The organism is Noviherbaspirillum sp. Root189, from assembly GCF_001428545.1.
Lineage (GTDB): Bacteria > Pseudomonadota > Gammaproteobacteria > Burkholderiales > Burkholderiaceae_D > Noviherbaspirillum.
The window spans coordinates 47,602-71,967 of sequence record NZ_LMHZ01000008.1; the positions used below are offsets into that span (position 1 = coordinate 47,602).

At 57.7% G+C, this 24,366-nt stretch carries 21 protein-coding genes and 1 tRNA gene; 9 read left to right on the forward strand and 13 right to left on the reverse strand.

What is annotated here, in order from left to right; all coding sequences use genetic code 11:
• Positions 1-27 precede the first annotated feature (27 nt).
• From ASE07_RS05990 to ASE07_RS06015, 6 genes are all read right to left on the reverse strand, one after another.
• The gene (locus ASE07_RS05990) at positions 28-642 is read right to left on the reverse strand and encodes a 50S ribosomal protein L25/general stress protein Ctc (protein WP_057289900.1); all 615 of its coding nucleotides are present in this window, start codon (positions 640-642) and stop codon (positions 28-30) included.
• Positions 643-753: 111 nt separating this feature from the next.
• Positions 754-1,704 carry a ribose-phosphate pyrophosphokinase gene (locus ASE07_RS05995; RefSeq protein ID WP_057289901.1) on the reverse strand — a complete coding sequence of 317 codons (951 nt, stop codon included), beginning with the start codon at positions 1,702-1,704 and terminating at the stop codon, positions 754-756.
• Positions 1,705-1,805: 101 nt separating this feature from the next.
• A tRNA-Gln gene (locus tag ASE07_RS06000) sits at positions 1,806-1,882 on the reverse strand.
• A 55-nt stretch (positions 1,883-1,937) separates the two neighbouring features.
• Positions 1,938-2,804 (reverse strand): 4-(cytidine 5'-diphospho)-2-C-methyl-D-erythritol kinase, encoded by an 867-nt coding sequence (ispE, locus tag ASE07_RS06005; protein ID WP_057289902.1) that lies wholly within the window; start codon positions 2,802-2,804, stop codon positions 1,938-1,940.
• The gene (gene lolB, locus ASE07_RS06010) at positions 2,789-3,430 is read right to left on the reverse strand and encodes a lipoprotein insertase outer membrane protein LolB (protein ID WP_057289903.1); all 642 of its coding nucleotides are present in this window, start codon (positions 3,428-3,430) and stop codon (positions 2,789-2,791) included. The genes ispE and lolB overlap by 16 nt, the downstream gene beginning before the upstream one ends.
• Complete coding sequence (locus ASE07_RS06015) at positions 3,427-5,262, reverse strand: tetratricopeptide repeat protein (RefSeq protein WP_200960889.1); 1,836 nt, start codon at positions 5,260-5,262, stop codon at positions 3,427-3,429. The genes lolB and ASE07_RS06015 overlap by 4 nt, the downstream gene beginning before the upstream one ends.
• Positions 5,263-5,452: 190 nt before the next feature.
• Between ASE07_RS06015 and mutM the strand changes: the two genes are divergently transcribed.
• The 3 genes from mutM to mutY are packed head-to-tail and all read left to right on the forward strand — an operon-like array spanning position 5,453 to position 9,416.
• A complete protein-coding gene (gene mutM, locus ASE07_RS06020) occupies positions 5,453-6,274 on the forward strand; it encodes a bifunctional DNA-formamidopyrimidine glycosylase/DNA-(apurinic or apyrimidinic site) lyase (protein WP_057289905.1) in 822 nt (273 codons plus the stop codon).
• A gap of 48 nt (positions 6,275-6,322) precedes the next feature.
• On the forward strand, positions 6,323-8,260 hold the full coding sequence (locus tag ASE07_RS06025; protein ID WP_057289906.1) for a dynamin family protein: 1,938 nt from the start codon (positions 6,323-6,325) through the stop codon (positions 8,258-8,260).
• A 10-nt stretch (positions 8,261-8,270) separates the two neighbouring features.
• Positions 8,271-9,416 carry an A/G-specific adenine glycosylase gene (gene mutY / locus ASE07_RS06030; RefSeq protein WP_057289907.1) on the forward strand — a complete coding sequence of 382 codons (1,146 nt, stop codon included), beginning with the start codon at positions 8,271-8,273 and terminating at the stop codon, positions 9,414-9,416.
• Between the two features lie 80 nt (positions 9,417-9,496).
• Here the strand turns inward: mutY and ASE07_RS06035 are convergent, their stop codons facing one another.
• From ASE07_RS06035 to ilvA, 7 genes are all read right to left on the reverse strand, one after another.
• On the reverse strand, positions 9,497-10,549 hold the full coding sequence (locus tag ASE07_RS06035) for a GGDEF domain-containing protein (protein WP_235548363.1): 1,053 nt from the start codon (positions 10,547-10,549) through the stop codon (positions 9,497-9,499).
• Positions 10,550-10,866: 317 nt separating this feature from the next.
• Positions 10,867-11,493: an LON peptidase substrate-binding domain-containing protein gene (locus ASE07_RS06040; protein ID WP_057289908.1), complete on the reverse strand. Its 627-nt coding sequence runs from the start codon at positions 11,491-11,493 to the stop codon at positions 10,867-10,869.
• 22 nt (positions 11,494-11,515) lie between these two features.
• Complete coding sequence (gene rapZ, locus ASE07_RS06045; RefSeq protein WP_057289909.1) at positions 11,516-12,376, reverse strand: RNase adapter RapZ; 861 nt, start codon at positions 12,374-12,376, stop codon at positions 11,516-11,518.
• 112 nt (positions 12,377-12,488) lie between these two features.
• On the reverse strand, positions 12,489-13,427 hold the full coding sequence (gene hprK / locus ASE07_RS06050; protein WP_057289910.1) for an HPr(Ser) kinase/phosphatase: 939 nt from the start codon (positions 13,425-13,427) through the stop codon (positions 12,489-12,491).
• Positions 13,428-13,439: 12 nt separating this feature from the next.
• On the reverse strand, positions 13,440-13,907 hold the full coding sequence (locus ASE07_RS06055; protein WP_057289911.1) for a PTS sugar transporter subunit IIA: 468 nt from the start codon (positions 13,905-13,907) through the stop codon (positions 13,440-13,442).
• Positions 13,908-14,165: 258 nt separating this feature from the next.
• Entirely contained in the window at positions 14,166-15,005 is an 840-nt protein-coding gene (gene queF, locus ASE07_RS06060; RefSeq protein WP_057289912.1) for an NADPH-dependent 7-cyano-7-deazaguanine reductase QueF, read from the reverse strand.
• 235 nt (positions 15,006-15,240) lie between these two features.
• The gene (gene ilvA / locus ASE07_RS06065; protein ID WP_057289913.1) at positions 15,241-16,764 is read right to left on the reverse strand and encodes a threonine ammonia-lyase, biosynthetic; all 1,524 of its coding nucleotides are present in this window, start codon (positions 16,762-16,764) and stop codon (positions 15,241-15,243) included.
• Positions 16,765-16,915: 151 nt separating this feature from the next.
• Between ilvA and ASE07_RS06070 the strand changes: the two genes are divergently transcribed.
• From ASE07_RS06070 to ASE07_RS06095, 6 genes are all read left to right on the forward strand, one after another.
• Positions 16,916-17,404, forward strand: a complete 489-nt coding sequence (locus ASE07_RS06070; RefSeq protein ID WP_057289914.1) for a YqaA family protein — start codon at positions 16,916-16,918, stop codon at positions 17,402-17,404.
• A gap of 151 nt (positions 17,405-17,555) precedes the next feature.
• Positions 17,556-21,551 (forward strand): DUF3683 domain-containing protein, encoded by a 3,996-nt coding sequence (locus tag ASE07_RS06075; protein WP_057289915.1) that lies wholly within the window; start codon positions 17,556-17,558, stop codon positions 21,549-21,551.
• 19 nt (positions 21,552-21,570) lie between these two features.
• On the forward strand, positions 21,571-22,008 hold the full coding sequence (locus ASE07_RS06080; protein ID WP_057289916.1) for an HIT family protein: 438 nt from the start codon (positions 21,571-21,573) through the stop codon (positions 22,006-22,008).
• Between the two features lie 73 nt (positions 22,009-22,081).
• A complete protein-coding gene (locus tag ASE07_RS06085; RefSeq protein WP_057289917.1) occupies positions 22,082-22,513 on the forward strand; it encodes a gamma-butyrobetaine hydroxylase-like domain-containing protein in 432 nt (143 codons plus the stop codon).
• A 117-nt stretch (positions 22,514-22,630) separates the two neighbouring features.
• The gene (gene ubiE / locus ASE07_RS06090) at positions 22,631-23,365 is read left to right on the forward strand and encodes a bifunctional demethylmenaquinone methyltransferase/2-methoxy-6-polyprenyl-1,4-benzoquinol methylase UbiE (protein WP_057289918.1); all 735 of its coding nucleotides are present in this window, start codon (positions 22,631-22,633) and stop codon (positions 23,363-23,365) included.
• Positions 23,366-23,374: 9 nt separating this feature from the next.
• Positions 23,375-24,316, forward strand: a complete 942-nt coding sequence (locus ASE07_RS06095) for a Tim44 domain-containing protein (RefSeq protein WP_057289919.1) — start codon at positions 23,375-23,377, stop codon at positions 24,314-24,316.
• Positions 24,317-24,366 lie beyond the last annotated feature (50 nt).

The following is a 24,366-nucleotide window of genomic DNA, read 5'->3' on the forward strand; positions in this document are numbered from 1 at the left end:
TCATGGTTGCGAAGTACGCAATACCGATTACTTCTTCTCTGCGTCGCCTTCGGCAGCAGCCGCGTCGTCAGCAGAAACCTGACCGGCAGGTACGCTCGCCGTTGCGATGGTCGGATCATCCTGACCGTGCAGCACCGCGGACACGCCCTTCGGCAGCTTGATGTTAGACAGGTGAACTGTCGCACCAACTTCGACTGTCGACAGGTCGACTTCGACGAATTCCGGCAGGTCGCCAGGGAGGCAAGTCACGTCGAGTTCGTTCATCACGTGGCTGATGATCGCACCGCCCAGCTTCACAGCCGGCGAAATCTCAGCGTTCACGAAGTGCAGCGGCACCTTGACGTGGATCTTCTGGTTCTGGTCAACGCGCTGGAAGTCAGCGTGCAGGACGAGTTGCTTGAACGCGTGCACCTGGAAGTCGCGCAGCAGGACTTTTTCAACCTTGCCTTCAATTTCCATGTCGAGGATCGACGAATGGAATGCTTCCTTTTTCAGCGCATGGTACAGCGCGTTGTGGTCGAGAGCGATAGCGACCGGTGCAGCCGTACCACCGTAAATGATGCCCGGTGTCTGGCCAGCATTGCGCAGGCGGCGGCTCGCTCCGGACCCCTGCTCTTTGCGTGGGAATGCAACTACTTTCATATTAAATCTCCAATGATTGCAAGGCATCTGCCTCGCGTTGCCGTCCCCCGCGACCAGGGGACGAAAAAACCTGGCCCCGCCGGAAGGCGGGGCCAGGGAAAAGCGTAAATCTTAATCTGCGAACAGAGAGCTGACCGAGTCACCTTTGGTAATGCGCTTGAAGGTCTCAGCCAGCAGTTCCGCCGATGTGAGCTGACGGATCTTCGGGCAAGCACGTGCGGCAGCGGTCAGCGGAATGGTGTCGGTGACAACCAGTTCGTCCAGCGGGGACGTCGCAATGCGCTCGATCGCTGGACCGGACAGCACGGGGTGCGTACAGTAGGCGACCACTTTCTTGGCGCCACGCTCTTTCAACACTTCAGCTGCCTTCGTCAGTGTGCCTGCGGTGTCGACCATGTCGTCCATGATCACGCAGTTACGGCCTTCAACTTCACCAATGATGTGCATTACTTCGGACACATTGGCTTTGGGGCGGCGCTTGTCGATGATCGCGAGGTCGCAGTTCAGGCGCTTGGCGAGCGCACGGGCACGAACCACGCCGCCCACGTCAGGCGATACGACCAGAAGATCGTCGTAATTCTTTTCTACCAGATCCGACAGCAGGATCGGCGAGGCATAGATGTTGTCGACAGGAATATCAAAGAAGCCCTGAATCTGGTCGGCATGCAAATCCATGATCAGGACGCGTTCGACGCCTGCCTGCTGCAACATGTTGGCAACAACTTTGGCCGAAATGGCAACACGAGCGGAACGCGGGCGACGGTCCTGACGGGCATAACCGAAATAGGGGATGGCGGCAGTGATACGACCGGCAGACGCACGCTTCAGTGCATCGACCATCAGCATGATTTCCATCAGGCTGTCATTGGTTGGAGCACAAGTCGACTGCAATACGAAAACATCCTTGCCGCGGACGTTTTCGTTGATTTCCACCATGACTTCACCGTCGGAAAATTTTGATACCACCGCCTTGCCGAGAGGAATTCCAAGCTGTTTGGCCACTCCTGCGGCCAGCTCCGGATTGGCATTGCCGGTAAAGACCATCAGGTTTTCGAGCGCCATGGGACACCTAGGTAATTGAGTGGGTTAAAAATTTGAAAAGCCGCCAAGGCTTTGACGTATCGTCTTGCGTTGGCGGCTTGTAAGTTTCTTCTATATTTTAATGGCAGGGGAAGAAGGATTCGAACCTTCGAATGCCGGAATCAAAATCCGGTGCCTTGACCAACTTGGCGACTCCCCTACACAACCGGTTGTTCAACATTGCACTCTTCCGCAATACCAAACGAATTCTTGACTTACGAACCTAGCAAGTGCGAGAGCGGGTGACGCTCGATCGCTTTGGCTTTCCATGCTTTCCAATTCCGCAGGCCGGTTTTGCGTACTGCTTGCAAAACTTCCTCTGCCTCATGTTCATGCGAAAACGCGCAGAACACACATGCACCGGAACCAGTCATCCTGGCATCTCCGTATTGTCTCAGCCATTTAATGGCTTCAGCAATGGGGGGGAAAAGCCTTGTTGCCACGACTTGCAGGTCGTTTTTTCCGAAGCCGGTAGACGCCTCAGGAAAGTCCGTTATTCTGACGACTTTTGTATCCCTTGTCAATTCCGGATCGGAAAATATCGCAGCTGTTGGTGCCGAGACACCGGGTTCGATTACAACATACCAATACGGCGGGGTGTTGAGTGGGGTAAGTGTTTCGCCTACTCCCTCGGCAAATGCGTTCTTGCCAAAGATGAAAAACGGCACGTCGGCGCCGAGTTGCAATCCGAGATGCATCAGCTGTTTCCGGGTAAGGCCGGTATTCCACAGATGATTGAGGGCGATCAGGGTAGTTGCGGCATCGGATGACCCTCCACCCAGCCCGCCGCCCATCGGAAGGCGCTTGTCGATGGCGATGTCGACGCCGAAGCGGGTGCCGGTTTCCGTTTGCAGCAGGCGGGCGGCACGCACCATCAGGTCCGACGCTTCCGGTACGCCGGCAATCTCGGTCGTGCGTTTGATTTCAGCATCTTCACGCATCATGAAATGCAACCGATCACCATGGTCCAGCAACTGGAATGCGGTCTGCAAAAGGTGATAACCGTCCGCGCGACGTCCCGTCACGTGTAGAAAGAGATTCAGCTTGGCAGGCGCAAGGCAGTCGTTCAGTGTTCTTGCCATGTATCGATCACAATGCGGATGGAGACGTCGCCGGCTTGTGCGGTATTGCGCGCGAGGTCAATGCGTCGCGGACGAGTCTGCGGCGATGCCTCATCCTGCCAGTTGGCATAACGTATGCGCCAGCCGTCGCGCGTGGTGAAGTCGCTGGCTTGCGGGTTGGCGATAAAGCGCTTTCCGGAGGCATCAATGCCGAAGCCTTGCAGCCATTGACGCAGCCCGGATACCGGTAGCGGCCAGCCGAGGGTTTCGGCTGTCAATGCATCGACATCAGGTGCGGAACGCACCGGCTGGTTGGCCTGGCGCAGCATTGCGCCCTCTGGTGTCACATCGATCACAGCCACCGTTTGCCCCAATGGCGAGAGGATGGCGACGGTAGTCTGTGCCGCAGTCTGTGCCCAAGTGAAGCTGCCATGCAAGGCCTCTTCTTTCTGGTTGCCCTGATAGCGCACCGATAGGCGGCCAGCCAGGTCGACGTTGTCGCTGAAGCTGCGTGCCGATGGAGCCGATGCCGACGGGATCGTTTCCGGTGCAGGCATTGATGACAAGGGATTGAGGCTTGCGCAGCCGGCGGCGAGTGCCGACAGCGCCGCAATCAGTATGCGGTTCCCGACAGTCCGCTGCATCATAGGTTCACATTGAGCCGCGCCAGCGTACTCCTGAGAGTGTCGTTCTGCGGATCCTTGGTCTGGGCATCGCGCCATAGTTTCTGCGCATCGGCCTTCTGGCCCTTTACCCACAATACTTCGCCGAGATGGGCTGCAATTTCAACGTCAGGGCGCAGTTCATACGCGCGACGCAGCGACGCTTCCGCATCTTTCAGTTTGCCGAGGCGGAACTGGATCCAACCCATGCTATCCAGGATGAAAGGATCGTCCGGCGCCAGTTTGAGCGCCTTGTCAATCAGGGTGAGCGCTTCATCAAGACGGATGTTGCGCTCGGCCAGAGAGTAGCCAAGGGCATTGTAGGCATGATGGTTGGATGGCGCGAGCTGCATGATCTTGCGCAGCGACGCTTCCATCACCTCATACTGGTTACTCTTTTCCGCGACCATTGCGTGGTCGTAGAGCAGGTCGGTATTCTCGGGGAACTTTTTCAGTCCGGCCTTGAGCACTTCCAGGGACTCCTGTAGTCGGTTTGCATCACGCAGCAATTGCGCTTCGGCGAGCAGCATTTGCGACTCTTCGCGTTCACCGTTGACGATGGTGTCGTGCAAAGCTTTGCGAGCGCCGGCGATATCGCCGCGCTTGGCGATTATTTGCGCGCGCTTGACTTGCGCGGTCAGGTAATTTTCACCCGGTTCGATCTGCGACAGCCATTTCAGGGCCCCATCGGTATCCTTGCGGTCCTCGGCGATCTGGGCTAGCAACAGCTGCGCCTGCGAAGGATCTCGTTCATCGTCCGGATTGGCTGCCAGTACGTTGAGATAGCTGGTCAGGTGCTTTTCCGCTGCAGGCAAGTCATTGGCCTGCACTTCGAGCACGCCGAGTGCGTAGAGCGAGGTCAGGTCCTGAGGCTGCTCTTTCAGGAGCGCTTCAAACTGGGCTCGTGCCGCCGCAAACTGCTTTTCTTCAACCAGGTTGCGCGCATAAGCAAGCCGTACTTCACGTGCTTTAGGATTCTTCGCAATGAAGCTGGAAATGATGCGGTTGGCTTCGGCCTTGTCGGGTGTGACCTGGGCGAGCGCGAGCACGGCGATTTCCGAGTCGGGCTTGGCTTTCAATGCGAGCTGTGCTTCGCGGCGCGCCCGCTCATTGTCGCCTGCGGCAAAAGCACCCTGGGCAAGCGCAAGATGCGATTCCGTCATGTCGAGATAGGGTGCCAGCACTTCTTCGAGCAGGGTGAATGCGGCGGCTTTATCCTTGGCCCTGGACAGCAGGCGTTGCATCTGGAAAGCGAGCAGGCCCCGAGTCTGCGGGCGTGCTTCCTTCAGACGCTGTTCAAGGATGGGCTTGGCCTCGGCAAGGTTATCGCTGAGTACGACGAAGCTGAGGTAGTATTGCGCCGCTTCATCGGAATTGGGTGCAAGGCTGCGCCACAGGCGCACTGCGTTAAGCGCTTCATCAGCCTGTTTTGCACTGAGTGCAATTTCCGCTGCGCGTTTCGCGAGACGTGGGTCGCGTGTCTGCTGCGCGGCGGCCATATCCGTCACATAGGCGCTTTGCCAGTCACCACGCTGGAAGGCGAATTCGGAGGCCAGCAGCTTGTAGAGCAATTCTTCGGTCAGTTCGGCTTTCGGCAGATTGTCTTCTTCTTTGGGTTCGCCAGATGTCGTTCCGGCACGCTGCGCGACGGGCTGCGTCCGGATTGGCCCGCTTTCTGCCGTAGTGACCGAGGACGGCGTGTTGTTGGCCGCCTGGGTTGGTGTCTGGGGCTGCTGCGATGTCTGCGATTGCTGGCCGACGGAGGCGCATGCCGACAAGACGAGCGGCAGAGTTACAATAAGAAGAGTGTTTTTCAAGGGATATTCCCGGCAATTCAAGCAGAGTTAATTCTACGCCCAACGGTGGGGCAGTGCAGTATTGGCAGGGTGCCGGCTCAGTATTGCACGTCGTGTATTGAAACCGGCGCACACCGCCAACAACTGAGTCTACTCATAGCATGCTTGTTCCCCGTCAAATTTGTCTTTATACAAAGAGTTAGCTTCCAGAATGCCTGAATTACCCGAAGTAGAGGTGACCCGGCGCGGCGTCGCGCCACATCTTGAAGGCCGCGTGGTGACTGCGGTTGTCCTGCGCCACACCGGGCTGCGTTGGCCTTTTCCGCCCAACCTGAGCGAATTGCTGGTCGGTCGCACGATACTGCGCACTGGCCGACGCGGGAAATACTTGCTGATCGGATTCGAGCATGGCACCTTGATCGTGCATCTTGGCATGTCCGGACATTTGCGTATCCTGCCGCAGTCGACGCCGGCGCAAAAGCATGATCATTTTGACTTGGGAGTGGGCGACCAGATCATGCGCCTGACTGATCCACGCCGCTTTGGTGCGGTACTCTGGCATGGCAACGAAGAAGGCGTGCTGGATGAGCATCTGCTGTTGCGTAGCCTGGGCGTTGAACCCTTGGAAGACACATTTACTGCCTTGCTGCTGTATAAGCAGACGCGCAAGCGCAGTGCACCCATCAAGCAAGTGTTGCTTGCGGGAGACATTGTTGTGGGCGTAGGAAATATCTATGCATCGGAAAGCCTGTTCAAAGCTGGCATCAATCCCAAGGTCGCAGCACATCGGATCAGCCTGGCGCGCTACGAAAAACTGGCCAAGGCGATTCGTGAAACCTTGGCCGCCGCCATAGAGAAAGGTGGCAGTACGCTGCGCGATTTCATGGCAGCCGATGGCCAGCCTGGGTACTTCCAGCAGAGCTACTTTGTGTATGACCGGGCCGGCGATCCATGCCGGGTTTGCGGCAATGAAGTCCGGCAATTGAAGCAAGGTCAGCGGTCGACCTTTTATTGTCCAAATTGTCAAAAGTAAGCCCGGGTGCTAGATTCGTGAATACAACTCAGATGAATTGGGGAAACCGTGAGCAATCTCGTACAGAAGTTCCAGGAATACAGCAGTTGGCGCAATGGTGTGCTGGCAGCGCTGGAACGCTATCGCACCTGCGTCGACGCGGCGGATCTGGCTGATTCGGCCAGCGACCAGCGTTTTGCGCGCCTGCGTGCAAGGCTCACTGATGACAAACTGTCAATTGCCTTTGTTGCCGAATTCTCGCGCGGCAAATCAGAACTGATCAATGCGATCTTTTTCGCCGACTACGGTCAGCGCATCCTGCCATCCTCTGCCGGTCGCACAACGATGTGTCCGACCGAATTGCTGTACGACGAAACTTTCCCGCCGTCGATCCGTCTGCTGCCTATCGAAACCCGGGCTGAATCGGCATCGACCAGCGACTTCAAAGAGCAAAACCATGTCTGGACTGTATTGCCGCTGGATATTTCTTCAGGCGAAGGCATGCTGGAAGCATTCAAGCAAGTCAGCCTGACCAAGCGTGTCAGTGTGGAAGACGCCAAGCTTTACGGCCTGTATCAGGAAGATGATCCCGACGCTTCCATGTCAGTCGACCAGGGCGGGCTGGTGGAGATTTCGCAATGGCGCCATGCGATCGTCAACTTTCCGCACCCTTTGCTCAAGCAGGGTCTGGTAATTATTGATACGCCCGGCCTCAATGCGATCGGCACCGAGCCGGAATTGACACTCAACCTGATCCCGAACGCGCATGCGGTGCTGTTCATCCTCGCTGCCGATACCGGCGTCACCAAGAGCGATATCGACGTCTGGCGCGACCACATCGGCGCGGGCCCGGCGCGCATGGTGGTGCTCAACAAGATCGATAGCATGTGGGACGAACTCCGTAGTGTCGATGAGGTCGAGCAGCAGATCCGGAAGCAGGTGACGACCGTTGCCCAGACGCTGAACCTGGATGCCGACCAGGTATTTCCCATTTCCGCGCAAAAGGGCTTGGTGGGCAAGGTCAACCGTGACCAGGAATTGTTGGCTAAAAGCCGGTTGCCCCAATTGGAAACAGCGCTGTCCGAAGAGTTGATTCCAAGCAAGCAGCAAATCGTCCGTGGTCAGCTGATGAGTGATGTCGGTGAACTGACATCGGCCAAACAGGCTTTGCTGGATGCGCGTTCGCGTAATGTGGTCGAACAGCTGATGGAACTGAAGAGCCTGCGCGGCAAGAACCAGAACATCATTGAACACATGATGAAGCGTGTCGACCTCGAAAAGAAGGAATTCGACGGCAGCCTGCTCAAGCTGCAGGGGACGCGCGCCGTGTTTACGCGTCTGTCGACCGAAGTCTTTACCAGCCTTGGCATGGATATCCTCAAGGAAGACATCGCCAGGACACGCGACGCCATGGAGAAAAGTAAATTTTCCGTCGGCTTGCGGGCAGCGGTCAGGGACTTCTTTGCGCAGATCCAGAAAAACATTGGGACGTCGGGACGCAAGACCGAAGAAATAACGGAAATGATGACAGTCATGTACCGCAAATTTTCGACCGAACATGGACTTGCGCTGTCATCGCCCATGCCGTTTTCGCTTGATAAATACCGCAAGGAAATCGAGCTGATTGAAGGCGTGTACCACAAACAGTTTGGTACGGCGGCCATCATGACCACGCCTCAGGTGGTGTTGATGACCAAATTCTTCGACTCGATCGCTTCCCGCGTCAAGCAAAGCTTCCTGCAAGCCAATCGCGACGTCGAGGCCTGGCTGAAAGTGGTGATGGCACCGCTCGAAGCGCAGATCTGGGAACACAAGTCCCAGCTGAAAAAGCGCAAGCAATCGATCGAGCGCATTCACCTGGCCACCGATAGCCTTGAGGAAAAGCTTGAAGCGCTGGAAAAAATGCAGGACGACCTGGGACAGCAAAAGAAGGCCCTGCTACAACTGGAGACGGAACTCAAACGTGCCATCGAAGCAGAACTGGCTGCACTGAAAGCCGCAGCCTGAGCCAATCACGATGAAACAAGTTGTCGAGGCGCGCACCGCCCATGCCGGCGGTGTGTCGCAGGATTTCGCCGATCCCGGCTTTTCCGAAGCCGTGATCGGCTGGCAGAAACAGCACGGGCGCCATGCGCTGCCATGGCAGAATACCCGGGACGCCTACCGTATCTGGCTTTCCGAAATCATGCTGCAGCAAACCCAGGTAGCCGCGGTCATTCCTTACTACCAGCGCTTTCTTGAACGTTTCCCCGATGTTCGTGCCCTGGCCGAAGCGCCGTCCGAAGACGTGATGGCACACTGGAGCGGTCTCGGTTACTACACCCGTGCGCGCAACCTGCATCGCTGTGCGCAACGCGTGGTCGAACAATACGATGGTGTTTTTCCGAGCGATCCCGGCTTGCTGGCGGAGTTACCCGGGATCGGCCGCTCGACTGCCGCAGCGATCAGTGCATTCTCCTACGGAACGCGCGCCGCTATCCTGGATGGCAACGTCAAGCGCGTGTTTTGCCGCGTGTTCGGCGTTGAAGGTTTTCCCGGTTCCAAACCAGTCGAAGACCAGTTGTGGAAGCGTGCTGTCGCGCTGCTGCCGGACGCCGATATGGAAGCCTATACGCAAGGCCTGATGGACCTGGGCGCAACGCTGTGCACCCGGAGCCGACCTGCCTGCGAACGTTGTCCGCTGGCAGACCGTTGCGTGGCACGCGCTACCGGTCGTACTCATCTGCTACCGGAGCGCAAACCGAAAAAGGCGATCCCTGAAAAAAGCGCAACGATGCTGGTGATTGCCGACCAAAGCCATGTCCTGCTCGAACAGCGGCCCGACAGCGGAATCTGGGGCGGCCTGCTGTCGCTGCCTGAAATCGATGTACTGGAACCTGCTGATAATACACGCGAAGAAATCGAAGCCACATTGCGCATCGCCGCGACACGCTACGGTGTGGTCGACGACTTTGAGCGCTTGCAACCATTCACTCACGTATTCACGCATTTCAAGCTGCACGTATCACCATATCAGGTGCATCTGGCAAAACGGAGTGATTTTGCGGGACAGGAAAACTGGGTCTGGTATCCGGTCACAGGACTGGCGGATGCGCCGCTTCCGGCGCCCGTGAAGAAATTGCTGCTCGCCGTTTTCCGCGAGCCCGATCTGCTTTCGCTGTAAGCTTTCGCACGTCCGGACATTGGGGTATTGGTCATTCCCACGCTGGACAATGACGGGTAACGCCTTTCTGCGCGCTCAGATCATTCCAGGCCGATCCATTCCACACGGTTGCGGCCGAGCTGCTTCGCCTGGTACAGGGCTGAATCGGCGCGCGCGATCAGGTCGGTAATCTTTTCCCCATTGCGATACTGCGCTACCCCAATCGATAGCGAAATATGCTTTTGCGCGAGGATCTTCTGGAAGTCGAGAAAGTGCGCATACACACGTAGCCTTTCCGCATGCATCACCGCACCCTTGAGGTCGGTATCGGGCAAGATCTGCAGAAACTCATCGCCACCGTAACGGCCAAGCACATCGGTATCCCGGATGCTGTCGCATGCCGTTTTGGCAAATTCCTTGAGAATGGTGTCGCCCACCAGGTGACCGTTGTTGTCATTGATTTCCTTGAAACGGTCGATATCAATCAGGCAAATAGTGAACGGGATGTCGGACGTATCAGCTTGTAGCTTGGCCTGCTCAAGTTCGGTCTGCAACTGGCGGCGGTTGTAAAGTCCGGTCAATTCATCGCGCGCCGATTTCTCTTCATAGTGTTCAAGTTGATAACGCGTGGCGCGCAACAACTGTCGCAGGTTCTGGATCTGCTTGCCGACCAGGATCATGCCGGGCAGAGTGAGCGCCAGCACACACCACTGCACCAGATCGGCGCTGAAGGCATGCAGGAAGCCTTCAGTCTGGCCGCGCAGTACGATGATGGCAAGATAAAAGCTGAGGCAGCCAAAGGACAGGGCGATCAGCGACGCCGTGGACAACCGGAAGATCCCGAATGAAAACGCGATCAGGATGAACGGTACCAGGGCAATCTGCGTGGCGCGTTCAAGGTATGCGACCACCAGCATGATGAATAGCGAGGTCACCAGTTGCGGCAGCATCAGGCTGGGTTCGTGGAAGCGCTGGTTGATCCCGAGGCGGAACACACTATAGAACAACACCACAAAGCACAGCACAATCGCGGCCACACTGATGAAGGTGCGGCCGCTGATAAAACCCTGGCGATAGAACACGTACAGGCTCAGCGCGTAGAGCAGCGAGATCAGGCTGATGGGCGAGATCTGCGGAATACGCACGGGCTGCATATTCTTTCGGCGGTTGATGGACTCTGTCCGCATGGTGTGGCGTGCGTCATCCAATAACATAGGGTTAGCGCTCAAGATGGTGCCAAGTGGTGCCTGCAAGGCGATTGCGAAAAAGGGAATTGTGTAAAGATGAGCTGACCCTGCATTTATCCTATGAATGCAAGTTCACGATTTTGCGCAGTAACAAACCGGCGAGAGAAAAGGAAGGCCGTGGACCGCAGCGTCAACGGCCTTCTCGCAAATGGCACATCATTGGACGATGCGACAGCTAACATGCGTTCACCCCGACTGTCCCAGGACTGGACGCTATGCCTGGTTCAGATAATTTTATGCTGCTGCAGATATTGATGAACAATTGACAAGCGTGTCTGCGCATCGCTGAGTTCGAGCAGTTTTTGCCGCGCCTTGAGCGGGATCGGCAGAATCTCGCACCAGCGGTTGGCAACCCAGCTTGCGCTATCCAGCCTTGCCGGTTTAGTGAAGGGGCTGATAAAGTCAGCGCCTTCTTCCATCCGCCCCTTGGTGTCGATGTCGTCGATGACAATTTTCAGGGCCCTGGCGCAGTCCACATGCATATCGCTCACCGGAGCCGGCGGGTCGGCTGCCAGCATGTCGATACGTGCCTCGAGCCGCTGATCCGGAAGCACACGGGTTTCCAGAATGCGAAAACGTTCGCCGCCTTCGGTACGCAGCATCATTACGCCGAGGTTCTGCATATCCCAGTCAACGATGCTCGCTAGGCAGCCGACGTCTTCCGGTTCGGCGGCTGTGCCAACTTCCTGACCGGACTTGATGAGAACTACCCCGAACGGCGCGTTGCGTTTCATGCAGTCGCGCACCATGTCCATGTAACGGGTTTCGAAGACCTTGAGCGGCAGCACGCCGCCGGGGAAGAGGACTGTCTTCAGCGGGAACAGCGGAAGCCAGGAATCGGTATGCGGCATGATAAGGACAGGTGGGATCGGTTTAGTTCAGCTCGCGATGCCGCAGCAGGACGTGTTCGTTCGCGCGGAAATGTCTGGCCAGTTGTTCGACCATGTAGACGGAACGATGCTGTCCGCCGGTGCAGCCGATCGCCACGGTGAGGTAACTGCGGTTGTCATTCTTGAAAGCCGGCAGCCACTTCTCGACGAAGTTACGGATATCCGTAAACAATTCAGCAACATGGGCCTGCGCATCAAGAAAAGCGATCACGGGTTCGTCGCGGCCGGTGTAAGGACGCAGAGTAATGTCGTAAAACGGATTCGGCAGGACCCGGACATCGAAAACCAGGTCTGCATCCAGCGGTACGCCGAATTTAAAGGCGAAGGATTCAAATAGCAGCGTCAGCGGCGTGCGCTCGGTTTCGACCAGATCCTTGATCCAGGCGCGCAGTTTGTTGGCCGACAGGCCTGACGTATCGATCACATGCCCAAGTCCCTCGATGGCGGACATCATTTCGCGCTCGCGCAGGATGCATTCGGTCAGAGTGGGCCGGTCAGTACCGGCTTCTGGCCGCACGCGGTGCGACAAGGGATGGCTGCGGCGGGTTTCGGAGAAACGGGTAATCAGGGATTCGGTCTTCGCTGTCAGGAACAGGACCTTGACGTCGTGGCCTTCCTTTTTGAGCACGCTGATGTCGTCAGGCAGGCCGGCGAGGGAATCGGCGCTGCGTGCATCCATTGCCACGGCCAGGGTATCGCCGCCTTCTTCCAGCCGGGTCGCGACCAGGTGCCGCAACAGCTTGGGTGGCAGGTTGTCGACGCAGAAATAGCCGGCGTCTTCAAGTGCATTGAGACCGACCGATTTTCCCGAACCGGAAATGCCAGTGATGAGGATGATACGCATAGACATGAATCATACCGCAAGCATCTGGCTGCCGCAGTCGACTTGTATGTTGAGACGCCTGTCTGCTTCGTTGGTGCGCCTTGCCATGGTCATGTCAACAGGCGCTCTTAACTCAATCGTTGCCCATCGCTCTTTGCTGGCGCTCCATGAACTCCTTGAGCGTATCGATTCCGCGGAGTTGCAGGATGGTGTTGCGGACCGCGGCTTCAAGCAGTACCGCGAGGTTGCGGCCGGCTTCGACCGGGATGATGACCTTGCGAATCGGCAGTCCCAGCACTTCTTCGCTCTGTGAGTGCAGCGGCAGGCGTTCGTAATTCTCCTCCAGCGTGCTGCGCCGGACCAGATGAACGATCAGCTTGAGCCGCATCTTGCGGCGTACCGCGGTTTCGCCAAAGATGGTCTTGATGTCCAGCAATCCGAGCCCCCGGACTTCCAGCAGGTTCTGCAACAGGGGCGGGCAGCGGCCTTCGATCATATTGGGCGCGATTCGCGCAAACTCGACTGCGTCATCGGCGACCAGGCCATGATTGCGGGAAATCAGTTCCAGCCCAAGTTCGCTTTTGCCGAGGCCGGATTCACCGGTAATCAATACACCGACGCCCAGGACGTCCATGAACACGCCATGCATGGTGATGCGCTGTGCCAGTTCCTTGGACAGGTAGACCCGCAAGTAGTCGATGACCTGGGCTGCCGGCAAGGGGGTCGAAAACAGCGGAATGTTCTTTTCGTCGCAGATGGCGAGGATATATGGCGGTGTTTCCAGGCCTTGCGCAATGATGAAAGCGGGCGGTTCGCCGACAACCAACTCTTCGGTCTGATATTTACGCGATGCCGGGGAAAGTTTGTTGTAATACTGAATTTCCTGGTGACCGAAGACCTGGAGTCGGCCCGGATGAATCAGGTTCAGGTGGCCAACTTGGTCAGCGGCAGAAGTAGCGTCGCCGCTAATGCGCCGTTCGCCGCCCGGAAACCCGGCAAACCACCCGAGCTGCAATGCTTCCCGGGTGTCGTCGAACAGTTGCTGAATGGTCAGGTGAGTAGATGCCGGCATCGCAATCGAAATTCAGGCATGCACGCTGGGTTGCCAGGCAAGGATGCGGGCATGGACCGAAGCGGCGTCCGGGTCGGTGGCAAGCAACTGCCGGAAGGTTTCGTCGGAAAACATCTCGGCAATTTCGGACAGGATTTCAAGATGCTGCTGCGTGACGTGGTCAGGAATCAGCAGGAAAACCAGCAGCTTCACCGGCTGACCGTCAGGAGATTCAAAAGGAATTGCTTCTTTGAGGCGGACAAATGCCGCCAGCGGCGCCTTCAAACCCTTGATGCGGCCATGCGGAACGGCAACGCCGTGTCCCAGGCCGGTGGAGCCGAGACGCTCCCGGGCGAACAGATTATCCGAAACAACAGAGCGGGCAATGCCGCAGTTATTCTCAAAAATCAATCCGGCCTGTTCGAAAGCACGCTTCTTGCTGGAAACTTCCAGATCAAGAACTACGTTATTCGCCGACAGAATCTTTGCAAGGTTGGTCATGTTACGCAATCGTATGGTGCGATGCACAAATAAGGCTTTCGAGACGCATTATAGGCTTGTTTCGGGGATGCGTAATCCAAAGCATAGGATGGAGAATGGAAAGCTTATTGACAGGTAGCAGAGTAAAGATGTGTCGGTTTCAATAATTATCAGCTTCTGTACCTTGAGCAGTCCACCTGTCCCGAGGTATTGACGGCAAAACGCAACATAAGTTTCTTCCGTGCATCAAAGATTGTCATGCGATGCTTCATGCCCCTTTTACTGACGTGCGTTACGTACATTTGGAGGACGTTGTCCTGTCGTGAAATTGCTGCGCCATGGATTGATGTCAAGCCCTCCGCGCCGTGTGTACCGTGCATAGACGGCGAGTTTCTGTGGTCGGCATTGGCGCATGATATCCATAAAGATACGCTCGACGCATTGCTCATGGAATTCATTATGCTCGCGGAAACCAATCAAATATCTCAACAATGCTTCCTGGTCAATCTGCGGACCGACGTAGCGAATCTGTACGCTGCCCCAGTCCGGCTGCCCGGTCACGAGGCAATTGGACTTGAGCAGGTGCGATACCAGCGTTTCTTCAACGATCGCTTCGTCGGTGTTGGCTTTGAGCCCCGTTGCATCGGGTGTATAGCGGTCGACCTCGATATCCAGTCGATCCAGCAGCAAACCTTCGAGTTCGCCCATCCCCAGCTTGTCAAAGCCTTCCGGCAGCGTCAGCTTTACCTGTACTGATGCGCCGAATCCATCCGACAGGTCGACGCGCAGCATCTCCGTGAGCGCTTCCGGGCTGGCGACCCTGGTTTGGTTGAACGAGTTCAGGTACAGCTTGAGCGACTTTGATTCAATGATATTGGGCGAATCGGCCGGCACCATGAAAGTGGCGATCGCCACCTGCGGTTTGCCCCTCAGATTAAGCCATGAAAGTTCGTAGGCGTTCCAGATGTCGATGCCGAAGAAGGGCAGGCTGCCCGCGATGCCGATTTCCTCCCGTTTTTGCTGGCGAGCAATTGGAAACAGCAGCGAGGGCGCGTATGCGGTTTGGTAAGCGGTCGGCTTTCCGAGCGGAGAAGCCTCAGGCAGGTTGGGTGTATTCATCGTAAGCTTGTGGCAATGTGATGGGCAGGATGGGCAGGGCGCTGCGCGTTGCGTTGCGGAGGCGGCCAGAGCTGCAGAGATAGGGACGCGCAGCGGGAACACAATGGCATTTCGACCATAGGTGCAACAGCCGGTTCGAACCGGCTGTTGCAGCGGTAGTAACTGCTATAAAAACTTCAAGCGGGGCAGGGCAGCATCTATCTGATCCCCGTAGCGTGCGGCAAACAAGAAAGTGTTACAGGAACAGCTTGTACGCCGGATTCTCGCTTTCATCCCAATGACGATAACCGAGCGTCGTCAGGAACTGGCGGAAGATCTTCATTTCCTTCTTCGGCACCTGCAGTCCGACCAGGATGCGGCCGACATCGCCGCCCTGATTGCGATAATGGAACAGGCTGATGTTCCAGTTGGGTGCCATGCTGTCGAGGAAGCGCATCAGTGCACCCGGACGCTCGGGGAATTCGAAGCGATACAGCAATTCGTCGTGTGCCAGCGGGCTCTTGCCGCCGACGAGGTGGCGCACATGCAGCTTGGCGAGTTCGTCGTGCGTCAGGTCGAGCGTACGGAAACCATGCTTCTCGAAATTCTTGGTGATCTGGCCCGGTTCGTCGCGGCTGGAAATCGACATGCCGACAAAGACGTGCGCTTCCTTCGCATCGCTGATGCGATAGATGAATTCGGTAACATTGCGCGGTCCGACCAGCGAGCAGAAGCGCTTGAAGCTGCCGCGCTCCTCCGGAATGGTGACGGCGAAGACGGCTTCACGCGCTTCGCCCACTTCGGCGCGTTCGGCGACGAAGCGCAGGCGGTCGAAGTTCATGTTGGCACCGCAGGCGATGGTCACAAAAGTCTGGCCAGTGACCGGTTTCTTCGTGCCTTTCGATCGTTCGATGTATTCCTTGGCGCCGGCCACGGCAAGTGCGCCGGCAGGTTCCAGAATGCTGCGTGTATCCTGGAAAACATCCTTGATCGCTGCGCAAACCGCATCGGTATCGACGATGACGAACTCGTCCACCAGCTTCTTCGTAATGCGGAAGGTTTCTTCGCCAACCAACTTGACCGCCGTGCCGTCCGAGAACAAACCGACGTCCGGCAGCGATACGCGGCGGCCGGCCTTGACGCTCCGCGCCATCGCATCGGAATCGACCGTCTGCACGCCGATGATCCTGATCTCCGGGCGGACCGCCTTGATGTAAGAAGCCACCCCGGAAATCAATCCGCCACCACCGATGGCAACAAAAACGGCGTCGATCGGACCGGGATGCTGGCGCAGGATTTCCATCGCGATGGTTCCCTGGCCGGCAATCACATAGGGATCGTCGAACGGATGGACGAAGGTCAGCTTCTGCTTCTTTTCCAGCGTCAGCGCATGGTTATACGCGTCGGTATAGGAGTCGCCGTGCAACACGACTTCACCGCCGCGCGCCCGGACTGCTTCAATCTTCACCGGCGGTGTGGTCGTCGGCATCACGATCATCGCGCGGCAGCCTAACTTGGCCGCCGACAGCGCGACACCTTGCGCGTGATTGCCGGCGGATGCGCAAATCACGCCGCGCTTGAGCTGTGCCGGCGTCAGGTGCGCCATCTTGTTATAGGCTCCGCGCAGCTTGAAGCTGAACACGCTCTGAATGTCTTCACGCTTGAAGTAAATGCTATTACCCATGCGCTCCGACAGGGTGGGCGCAAATTCAAGCGGCGATTCAACGGCGACGTCATAGACGCGAGCAGTCAGGATTTTCTGTAGATAGTCGGTAGTCATAGGCTTGGGTCAGCGGCACGCCTTTCCAATGCGGCATGCAAGCCCGCCATTATAATGGACGCCTTTCAATAATCCTCAATGCGCGAGTTCGGGCGCGCCCGCATACTCGATATGGGCTGCGCGTGCTTGACGCAGCCGCACCTGCCCATCAATGATCGAATCCTCTGTCCGCTGGCTTCTTAGTGTCCTCGCCATACCCGATGTCGGATTGTCTTCCGTATTCCTGATCAGCGTCTTGTCCGCGACCCTGTTGCCACTCGGGTCCGAGCCGGCCGTTTTCGCCGTGGTCAAGGCGAATGGCGCGCTGTTCTGGCCGGCGATCCTGGTTGCCACCGTTGGAAACACCATCGGCGGCATGATCGATTATGCAATGGGATACGGCGCCAAGCAGACCTTCTCGCGCAAAGGGGAGGGGCACTGGTTTCGCTGGCTGCAGCGCTTCGGTCCCAAGACCCTGCTGCTGGCTTGGCTACCAGCCGTGGGCGATCCGCTCTGCGCGCTGGCCGGATGGCTGCGCATGCCATTCTGGCAATCCGTCTTGTATATGGCGATCGGGAAATTTCTCCGCTATCTCACCATGACCTCGGCGTTGTTGTACATACCTGACGGATTTTGGCGCGGGCTTGTCAATCTGTTCTGACTTTCGTTGCAATAGAGGCATCTTTTTCTGGGCTTGCACCAAATTTTGTCTTTATTTCAGGCGTTTAGGCGCATGGAAAGTAGGGGTGTTGGCGTCCGCTGCATTGCAATAAGCTAAAATGCTCCTTTAAGGGTCAGTCCGATACTTCCTGATGAACGCCCCAGCACAAATCCAAGCATTGCTTTCCGACGCGCCAAGCGCGGCCGTTCCCAGCCGCCTGCGTGAAATTCCCTATAACTACACTTCCTTTTCCGACCGTGAAATCGTGATTCGCCTGCTTGGCGAAGAATCGTGGAGCATCCTCGATGCGCTGCGCGGCGAGCGGCAGACGGGACGTTCCGCGCGCATGCTGTACGAAGTGCTCGGCGATATCTGGGTGGTCAGGCGCAATCCCTACCTGCAGGACGATTTGCTCGACAATCCCAAGCGTCGTCAGGACCTGATCGATGCCCTCAACCATCGTCTCACCGAAGTCGAAAAGCGCCGCCTGACGACTGATCTCGCGGATGTCGGCGACACGCATGCCCGTCTCCGCAGCGCCAATGTCGAAGTGCTGGTGAAAGCCGCCCGCCAGGCAGTGGCCGACTTCGGCGATGAATTCCGCAAGATGTACGATCTGCGCAAACGCGCTACCAGGGTGCTCGGTCGTTACACGGCAAAGGACAACATCAAGTTCGACGGCCTGTCGCGCGTCTCCCACGTCACCGATGCGACCGACTGGCGTGTTGAGTACCCGTTCGTGGTGCTGACTCCCGATACCGAAGATGAAATGGCCGGCCTGGTGAAGGCTTGCATCGAACTTGGCCTGACCATTATTCCGCGCGGAGGCGGCACCGGTTATACCGGCGGCGCGATTCCGCTGACCCCGATGTCGGCCGTCATCAACACCGAGAAGCTGGAACAGTTGGGCGCCGTCGAAATGACCATGCTGCCCGGCGTCGACAAGCCTTACGCCACGATCTATTCGGGCGCGGGCGTGGTCACCAAGCGGGTTTCCGATGCCGCCGAAAAAGCCGGCTTTGTATTCGCGGTCGACCCCACGTCGGCGGAAGCGTCCTGCATCGGCGGCAACGTCGCCATGAATGCCGGCGGCAAGAAAGCGGTGCTGTGGGGCACGGCGCTCGACAACCTGGCAAGCTGGAGAATGGTCGACCCGAATGGCGACTGGCTGGAAGTCACGCGCCTCGAGCACAACCTTGGCAAGATCCATGACGCGCCGGTGGCTCGCTTCAAGCTCGAATGGACGCATCCGGGCGAGAAGGGCAAGAACAACGCGCCGTTCAAGACCGAGATCCTTGAAATCGAAGGCCGCCGCTTCCGCAAAGAGGGGCTGGGCAAGGACGTCACCGACAAGTTCCTCGCTGGGCTGCCGGGTGTGCAAAAGGAAGGCTGCGACGGCCTCATCACGTCGGCGCGCTGGATCCTGCACAAGATGCCGAAGCATACGCGCACCGTCTGTCTCGAATTCTTCGGCCAGGCGCGCGACGCGATTCCATCGATTGTCGAAATCAAGGATTTCCTCGACGCCGAGACGAAGAAGGGCGGCGCCATCCTCGCCGGCCTGGAGCACCTCGACGAGCGCTATCTGCGCGCGGTCGGTTATGCGACCAAATCCAAGCGCGGCGTTTTGCCGAAGATGGCGCTGTTTGGCGACATCGTCGGTGACGACGAGGAGGCGGTTGCCCGCGCCGCGTCGGAAGTGGTACGTATCGCCAACACCCGCGTCGGTGAAGGCTTCGTCGCGGTCAGCCCGGAAACACGCAAGAAATTCTGGCTCGATCGCGCCCGCACCGCGGCGATCGCCAAACATACCAACGCTTTCAAGATCAACGAAGACGTCGTCATTCCGCTCAATCGCATGGGCGAATACACCGACGGCATCGAGCGTATCAATATCGAACTGTCGATCCGCAACAAACTGCAATTGATGGCCGAACTGCGCCAGTTCTTCGCCTCGAATCATCTGCCGCTCGGAAAGAGCGAAGATGCGGAAGCCAACGATATCCCGCCGTCCGAACTGCTCGGCGATCGCGTTGCACAGGCGCGTGAGTTGATCGACCTGACCGAGGCGCGCTGGTCTTATCTGCTCTCCAATCTCGACAAGCCGCTCAAGCACGCGCACGACGAACTGGCCGCACTCGGCGTGTCCATGACATGGATCGATGAACGCCTGCAGCGCCAGCCGGATGCCATCGTGTTCCATGTGGTGCAGGATCGCACCATCCGCGTGTCCTGGAAGGGCGAAGTGCGTGCCCCGTTGCGCCAGATCTTCAATGGCGGCGCGTTCAAGCTGATCCTCGACGAGTGCAGCGCAATCCACAAGCGGGTACTGCGCGGCCGTGTATTCGTCGCGCTGCACATGCATGCGGGCGACGGTAACGTGCACACCAACATCCCGGTCAATTCCGATCACTATGAAATGCTGCAGGATGCACATGCCGCGGTCGAACGCATCATGGTGCTCGCACGTTCGCTCAATGGCGTGATCTCGGGCGAGCACGGCATCGGCATCACCAAGCTGGAATTCCTGACCGAAGACGAGATCCAGGATTTTCGCGACTACAAATTGCGCGTCGACCCGGAAGGCCGCTTCAACAAGGGCAAGCTGCTCAACCTTCCCGGCATGCATGCGGACTTGCGCAACGCTTATACGCCATCGTTTGGCCTGATGGGCCACGAGTCGCTGATCATGCAGCAGAGCGACATCGGCGCGATCGCCAACAGCGTCAAGGATTGCCTGCGCTGCGGCAAGTGCAAACCGGTGTGCGCGACCCATGTGCCGCGTGCCAACCTGCTGTATTCGCCGCGTAACAAGATTCTCGCGACGTCGTTACTGGTCGAAGCTTTCCTGTATGAAGAACAGACCCGTCGCGGCGTGTCCATCAAGCACTGGGAAGAATTCGAAGACGTTGCCGATCATTGCACCGTCTGCCACAAGTGCGCGACGCCATGCCCGGTCGACATCGATTTCGGCGATGTGTCGATGAACATGCGCAATCTGCTGCGCAAGATGGACAAGAAGTCCTTCAACCCCGGTACGGCGGCCGCCATGTTCTTCCTCAATGCCACCGATCCGGCTACCATCAACGCCACCCGCGCGGCGATGACCGGCATCGGCTACAAGGCGCAGCGGATGGCGAATGACGTTTTGAAAAAGTTTGCAAAGAAGCAGACCAAGGCGCCGCCCGCCACCCATGGCAAGCCGCCGATCAAGGAACAGGTCATTCACTTCGTCAACAAGAAGATGCCAGGCAATCTGCCGAAGAAGACCGCACGCGCCTTGCTGGATATTGAAGACGACAAGGTCGTGCCGATCATTCGCGATCCGATGAAGACTACCGCCGATACGGAAGCGGTGTTCTATTTCCCGGGATGCGGTTCGGAGCGCCTGTTCTCGCAGGTCGGACTCGCCACCCAGGCCATGCTCTGGCATGTCGGCGTGCAAACCGTGCTGCCGCCGGGCTATCTGTGTTGCGGTTATCCGCAGCGCGGCTCCGGTCAGTACGACAAGGCGGAAAAGATGATTACCGATAATCGTGTGCTGTTCCATCGGGTCGCCAACACGCTGAACTACCTCGATATCAAGACAGTCGTAGTCTCGTGCGGCACCTGCTACGATCAGCTGCAGAGTTATGAATTCGAGAAAATATTCCCTGGCTGCCGGATCATCGACATCCATGAATACCTGCTCGAAAAGAATGTGAAGCTCGAAGGCGTGTCCGGTACCCGCTACATGTACCACGACCCCTGCCATACGCCGATGAAACAGCAGGATCCGCTGAAAACGGTGAATGCGCTGATCACTACCGGCGACGGCGCCAAGGTCGAAAAAAACGATCGCTGCTGCGGCGAGTCGGGTACTTTCGCGGTCAGCCGTCCGGACATCTCGACGCAGGTTCGCTTCCGCAAGGAAGTGGAAATGCGCAAGGGTGCCGACAAGCTGCGCGAGGACGGCTTCAACGGTGATGTCAAGATCCTGACTTCGTGCCCGTCCTGCCTGCAGGGCCTGAACCGCTACAATGAAGATTCCGGCACGACCGCGGACTATATTGTGGTTGAAATGGCGAAGCACCTGCTCGGCGAGAACTGGTTGCCGGACTATGTCGCCCGCGCCAACAGCGGCGGCATCGAGCGCGTGCTCGTATAAGTTTGCAAGAAGGGAAGCGATGGTCAAAGAAGCGTGTGAACTGTGCATGCATCCCGGCGGCGAAGTCATCTACCGGGATGACAACTACCGTATCGTACTGGTCGATGACGAGCGCTATCCCGGCTTTTGCCGGGTGATCTGGAATAAGCATGTCGTCGAAATGACCGACCTGTCGACCGCCGAACGCGCGATCCTGATCGCGGCCGTATGGCAGGTCGAAGAGGCGGTGCGCGAAACCATGCAGCCGCACAAGATCAACGTCGCCAGCCTCGGCAACGTGGTCCCGCATCTGCACTGGCACATCATCCCGCGCTACGAGGATGATGCGCATTTCCCCAACCCGATCTGGGGCGAGGTCAAGCGCACGCCGGTGTCAGCCGATCTTGCCAAACGCAAAGCCCTGGTGCCGCGTCTGCGGGAAGCACTGCTGGATCGCTTTGAAGAATCCCTGCTGTAGATCTGTGTAGAACTGTAAAGCAGTAAAGCCCGGCATCCGCCGTAACCACTTTCCTTCACGCCCAGGACCCAACATGGCCGATCTGAAACAAGCGCCTTCCCCGACCTCTCTGACGGTACGCAACCAGTCGCGGGTGCTGGAAATCGCCTTCGATTCCGGTGAAGAGTTTTCGCTGCCTTTCGAATTCATGCGGGTGTATTCGCCATCGGCCGAAGTGCGCGGTCATGGCGCCGGACAGGAAGTGCTGCAAACCGGGAAGCGCGACGTCACCATCACGGCAATGGAGCCGGTCGGCAACTATGCGGTGCAACCGCAATTTTCCGACGGCCATAACTCGGGCATCTTTTCCTGGGATTACCTGTACTGGCTGGGCGCCAACCAGTCGCAACTGTGGGAAGACTACCTGCAGCGCCTGGAAGCAGCAGGCTTTACCCGTGAAAGCGGTCGCGACGCCCCCATGATCGCGGCCAGCGCGGGCGGCCATGCCTGCGGCCATCATCATTGATTCCCAAAGCTGCCTGCTTCGGCGCGGCGAACTTCCGGTGCGGAACGCTTGGCAGCGTCGCCTGTCTGCACCTGTAGGCACTTGTATAATGCGCGCTGGACCAACTTGCCTGACGCCATGACCAATACCACGCATTTCGGTTATAAGACCGTTTCCGAAGACGAGAAGGTGCACAAAGTCGCCGAAGTCTTTCATTCCGTCGCTGCCAAATACGACGTGATGAATGACCTGATGTCAGGCGGACTGCATCGCATCTGGAAGGCATTCACGATTGCCCAGGCCGGTGTACGGCCGGGTTTCAAGGTGCTCGATATTGCCGGGGGTACCGGCGATCTGTCCAAGGCATTTGCAAAGCAGGCGGGCCCGAGCGGCGAAGTCTGGCTCACCGACATCAATGAATCCATGCTGCGCGTCGGTCGCGACCGGTTGTTGAATAAGGGCCTCGCGACCCCCACATTACTGTGTGATGCGGAAAAACTGCCGTTTCCAAGCAATTATTTCGACCGTGTCAGCGTCGCCTTCGGCTTGCGCAATATGACGCACAAGGATGTTGCACTCGCGGAAATGCGGCGCGTGCTGAAGCCGGGCGGCAAACTGCTGGTACTGGAATTCTCGAAGGTACATGAAGCATTGCAGAAACCTTATGACCTGTATTCGTTCTCAGTATTACCATGGCTGGGCCAGCGCATTGCCAATGATGCGGAAAGCTATCGTTACCTCGCGGAATCGATTCGCATGCACCCGGATCAGGAAACACTCAAGACCATGCTGGAAACAGCCGGACTTGAACGTGTCGAGTACTTTAATTTGACGGCTGGCGTTGCAGCCCTGCATACCGGCGTCAAACTCTAGGAGAGTCGCATGAAAAAGTATTTGCTTGCATTAATGATCGCGGTTAGCTCCATGTCGGTTGTGGTAGCCGACGCCGAAGCGAAGCGAATGGGCGGCGGCAGTTCTATCGGCCGTCAGTCATCCGGGATCAGTCGGGATGCAACTCCGCCATCGTCCAGCCAGGCACCAAGCCAGGCGCGACAGGCGGCGCCGGCCACAACACCGCAAGGAATGGCGCCGAAACCGGCTAGTCCATGGCGCAACATCCTTGGCGGCGCGCTGCTTGGCTTGGGTTTGGGTGCCTTGTTGTCGCATCTTGGCATTGGCGGCGCACTGGCCAGCGTGATCAGTACCATTTTGATGGTTGCCTTACTGGCGCTGGCCGCCATGTTCATCATTCGCATGATTCGCAACAGGAATGGCGTGAACCGCCAACAGCCGGCCTACGCAGGGAGTACTGACTCCGGTTTGGCGTCCGGCCTGTCGGCACGCACCCCGGAAATCGGTTCGCGCATTGAGCCGCAGGTGCAGCCATCGGCTTTCCAGGCCGAGCCAGTGAGCAGCGGATCGACGTCCGCACCGCTGAACGTGCCGGCCGGCTTCGATACGCCGTCTTTCCTGCGTCATTCCAAGACCTACTTCATCCGCCTGCAAGCGGCGTGGGACAAGGCAGACATTAACGACATCCGTGAATTCACGACGCCGGAAATGTTTGCCGAACTGCGATTGCAGTTGCAGGAACGCGGTGCATCCCTCAACCATACCGACGTGGTATCGCTTGAGGCTGATCTGGTGGGAATGGAACAGATCGGTGACGAATACCTGGCCAGCGTGCGTTTCAGCGGCCTGATCAAGGAAGCCGAAAACGCGCCGGCCGAGCAGTTCGCCGAAGTCTGGAATCTGACCAAATCGGCAACCGGTCAAGGCGGCTGGCTGCTTGCGGGAATTCAACAATTGTCAGGCGTCTCCTAAATAACGCCCGGCAAACTGGTAAACTTCAAACCGCCCGTGAATTGTCACGG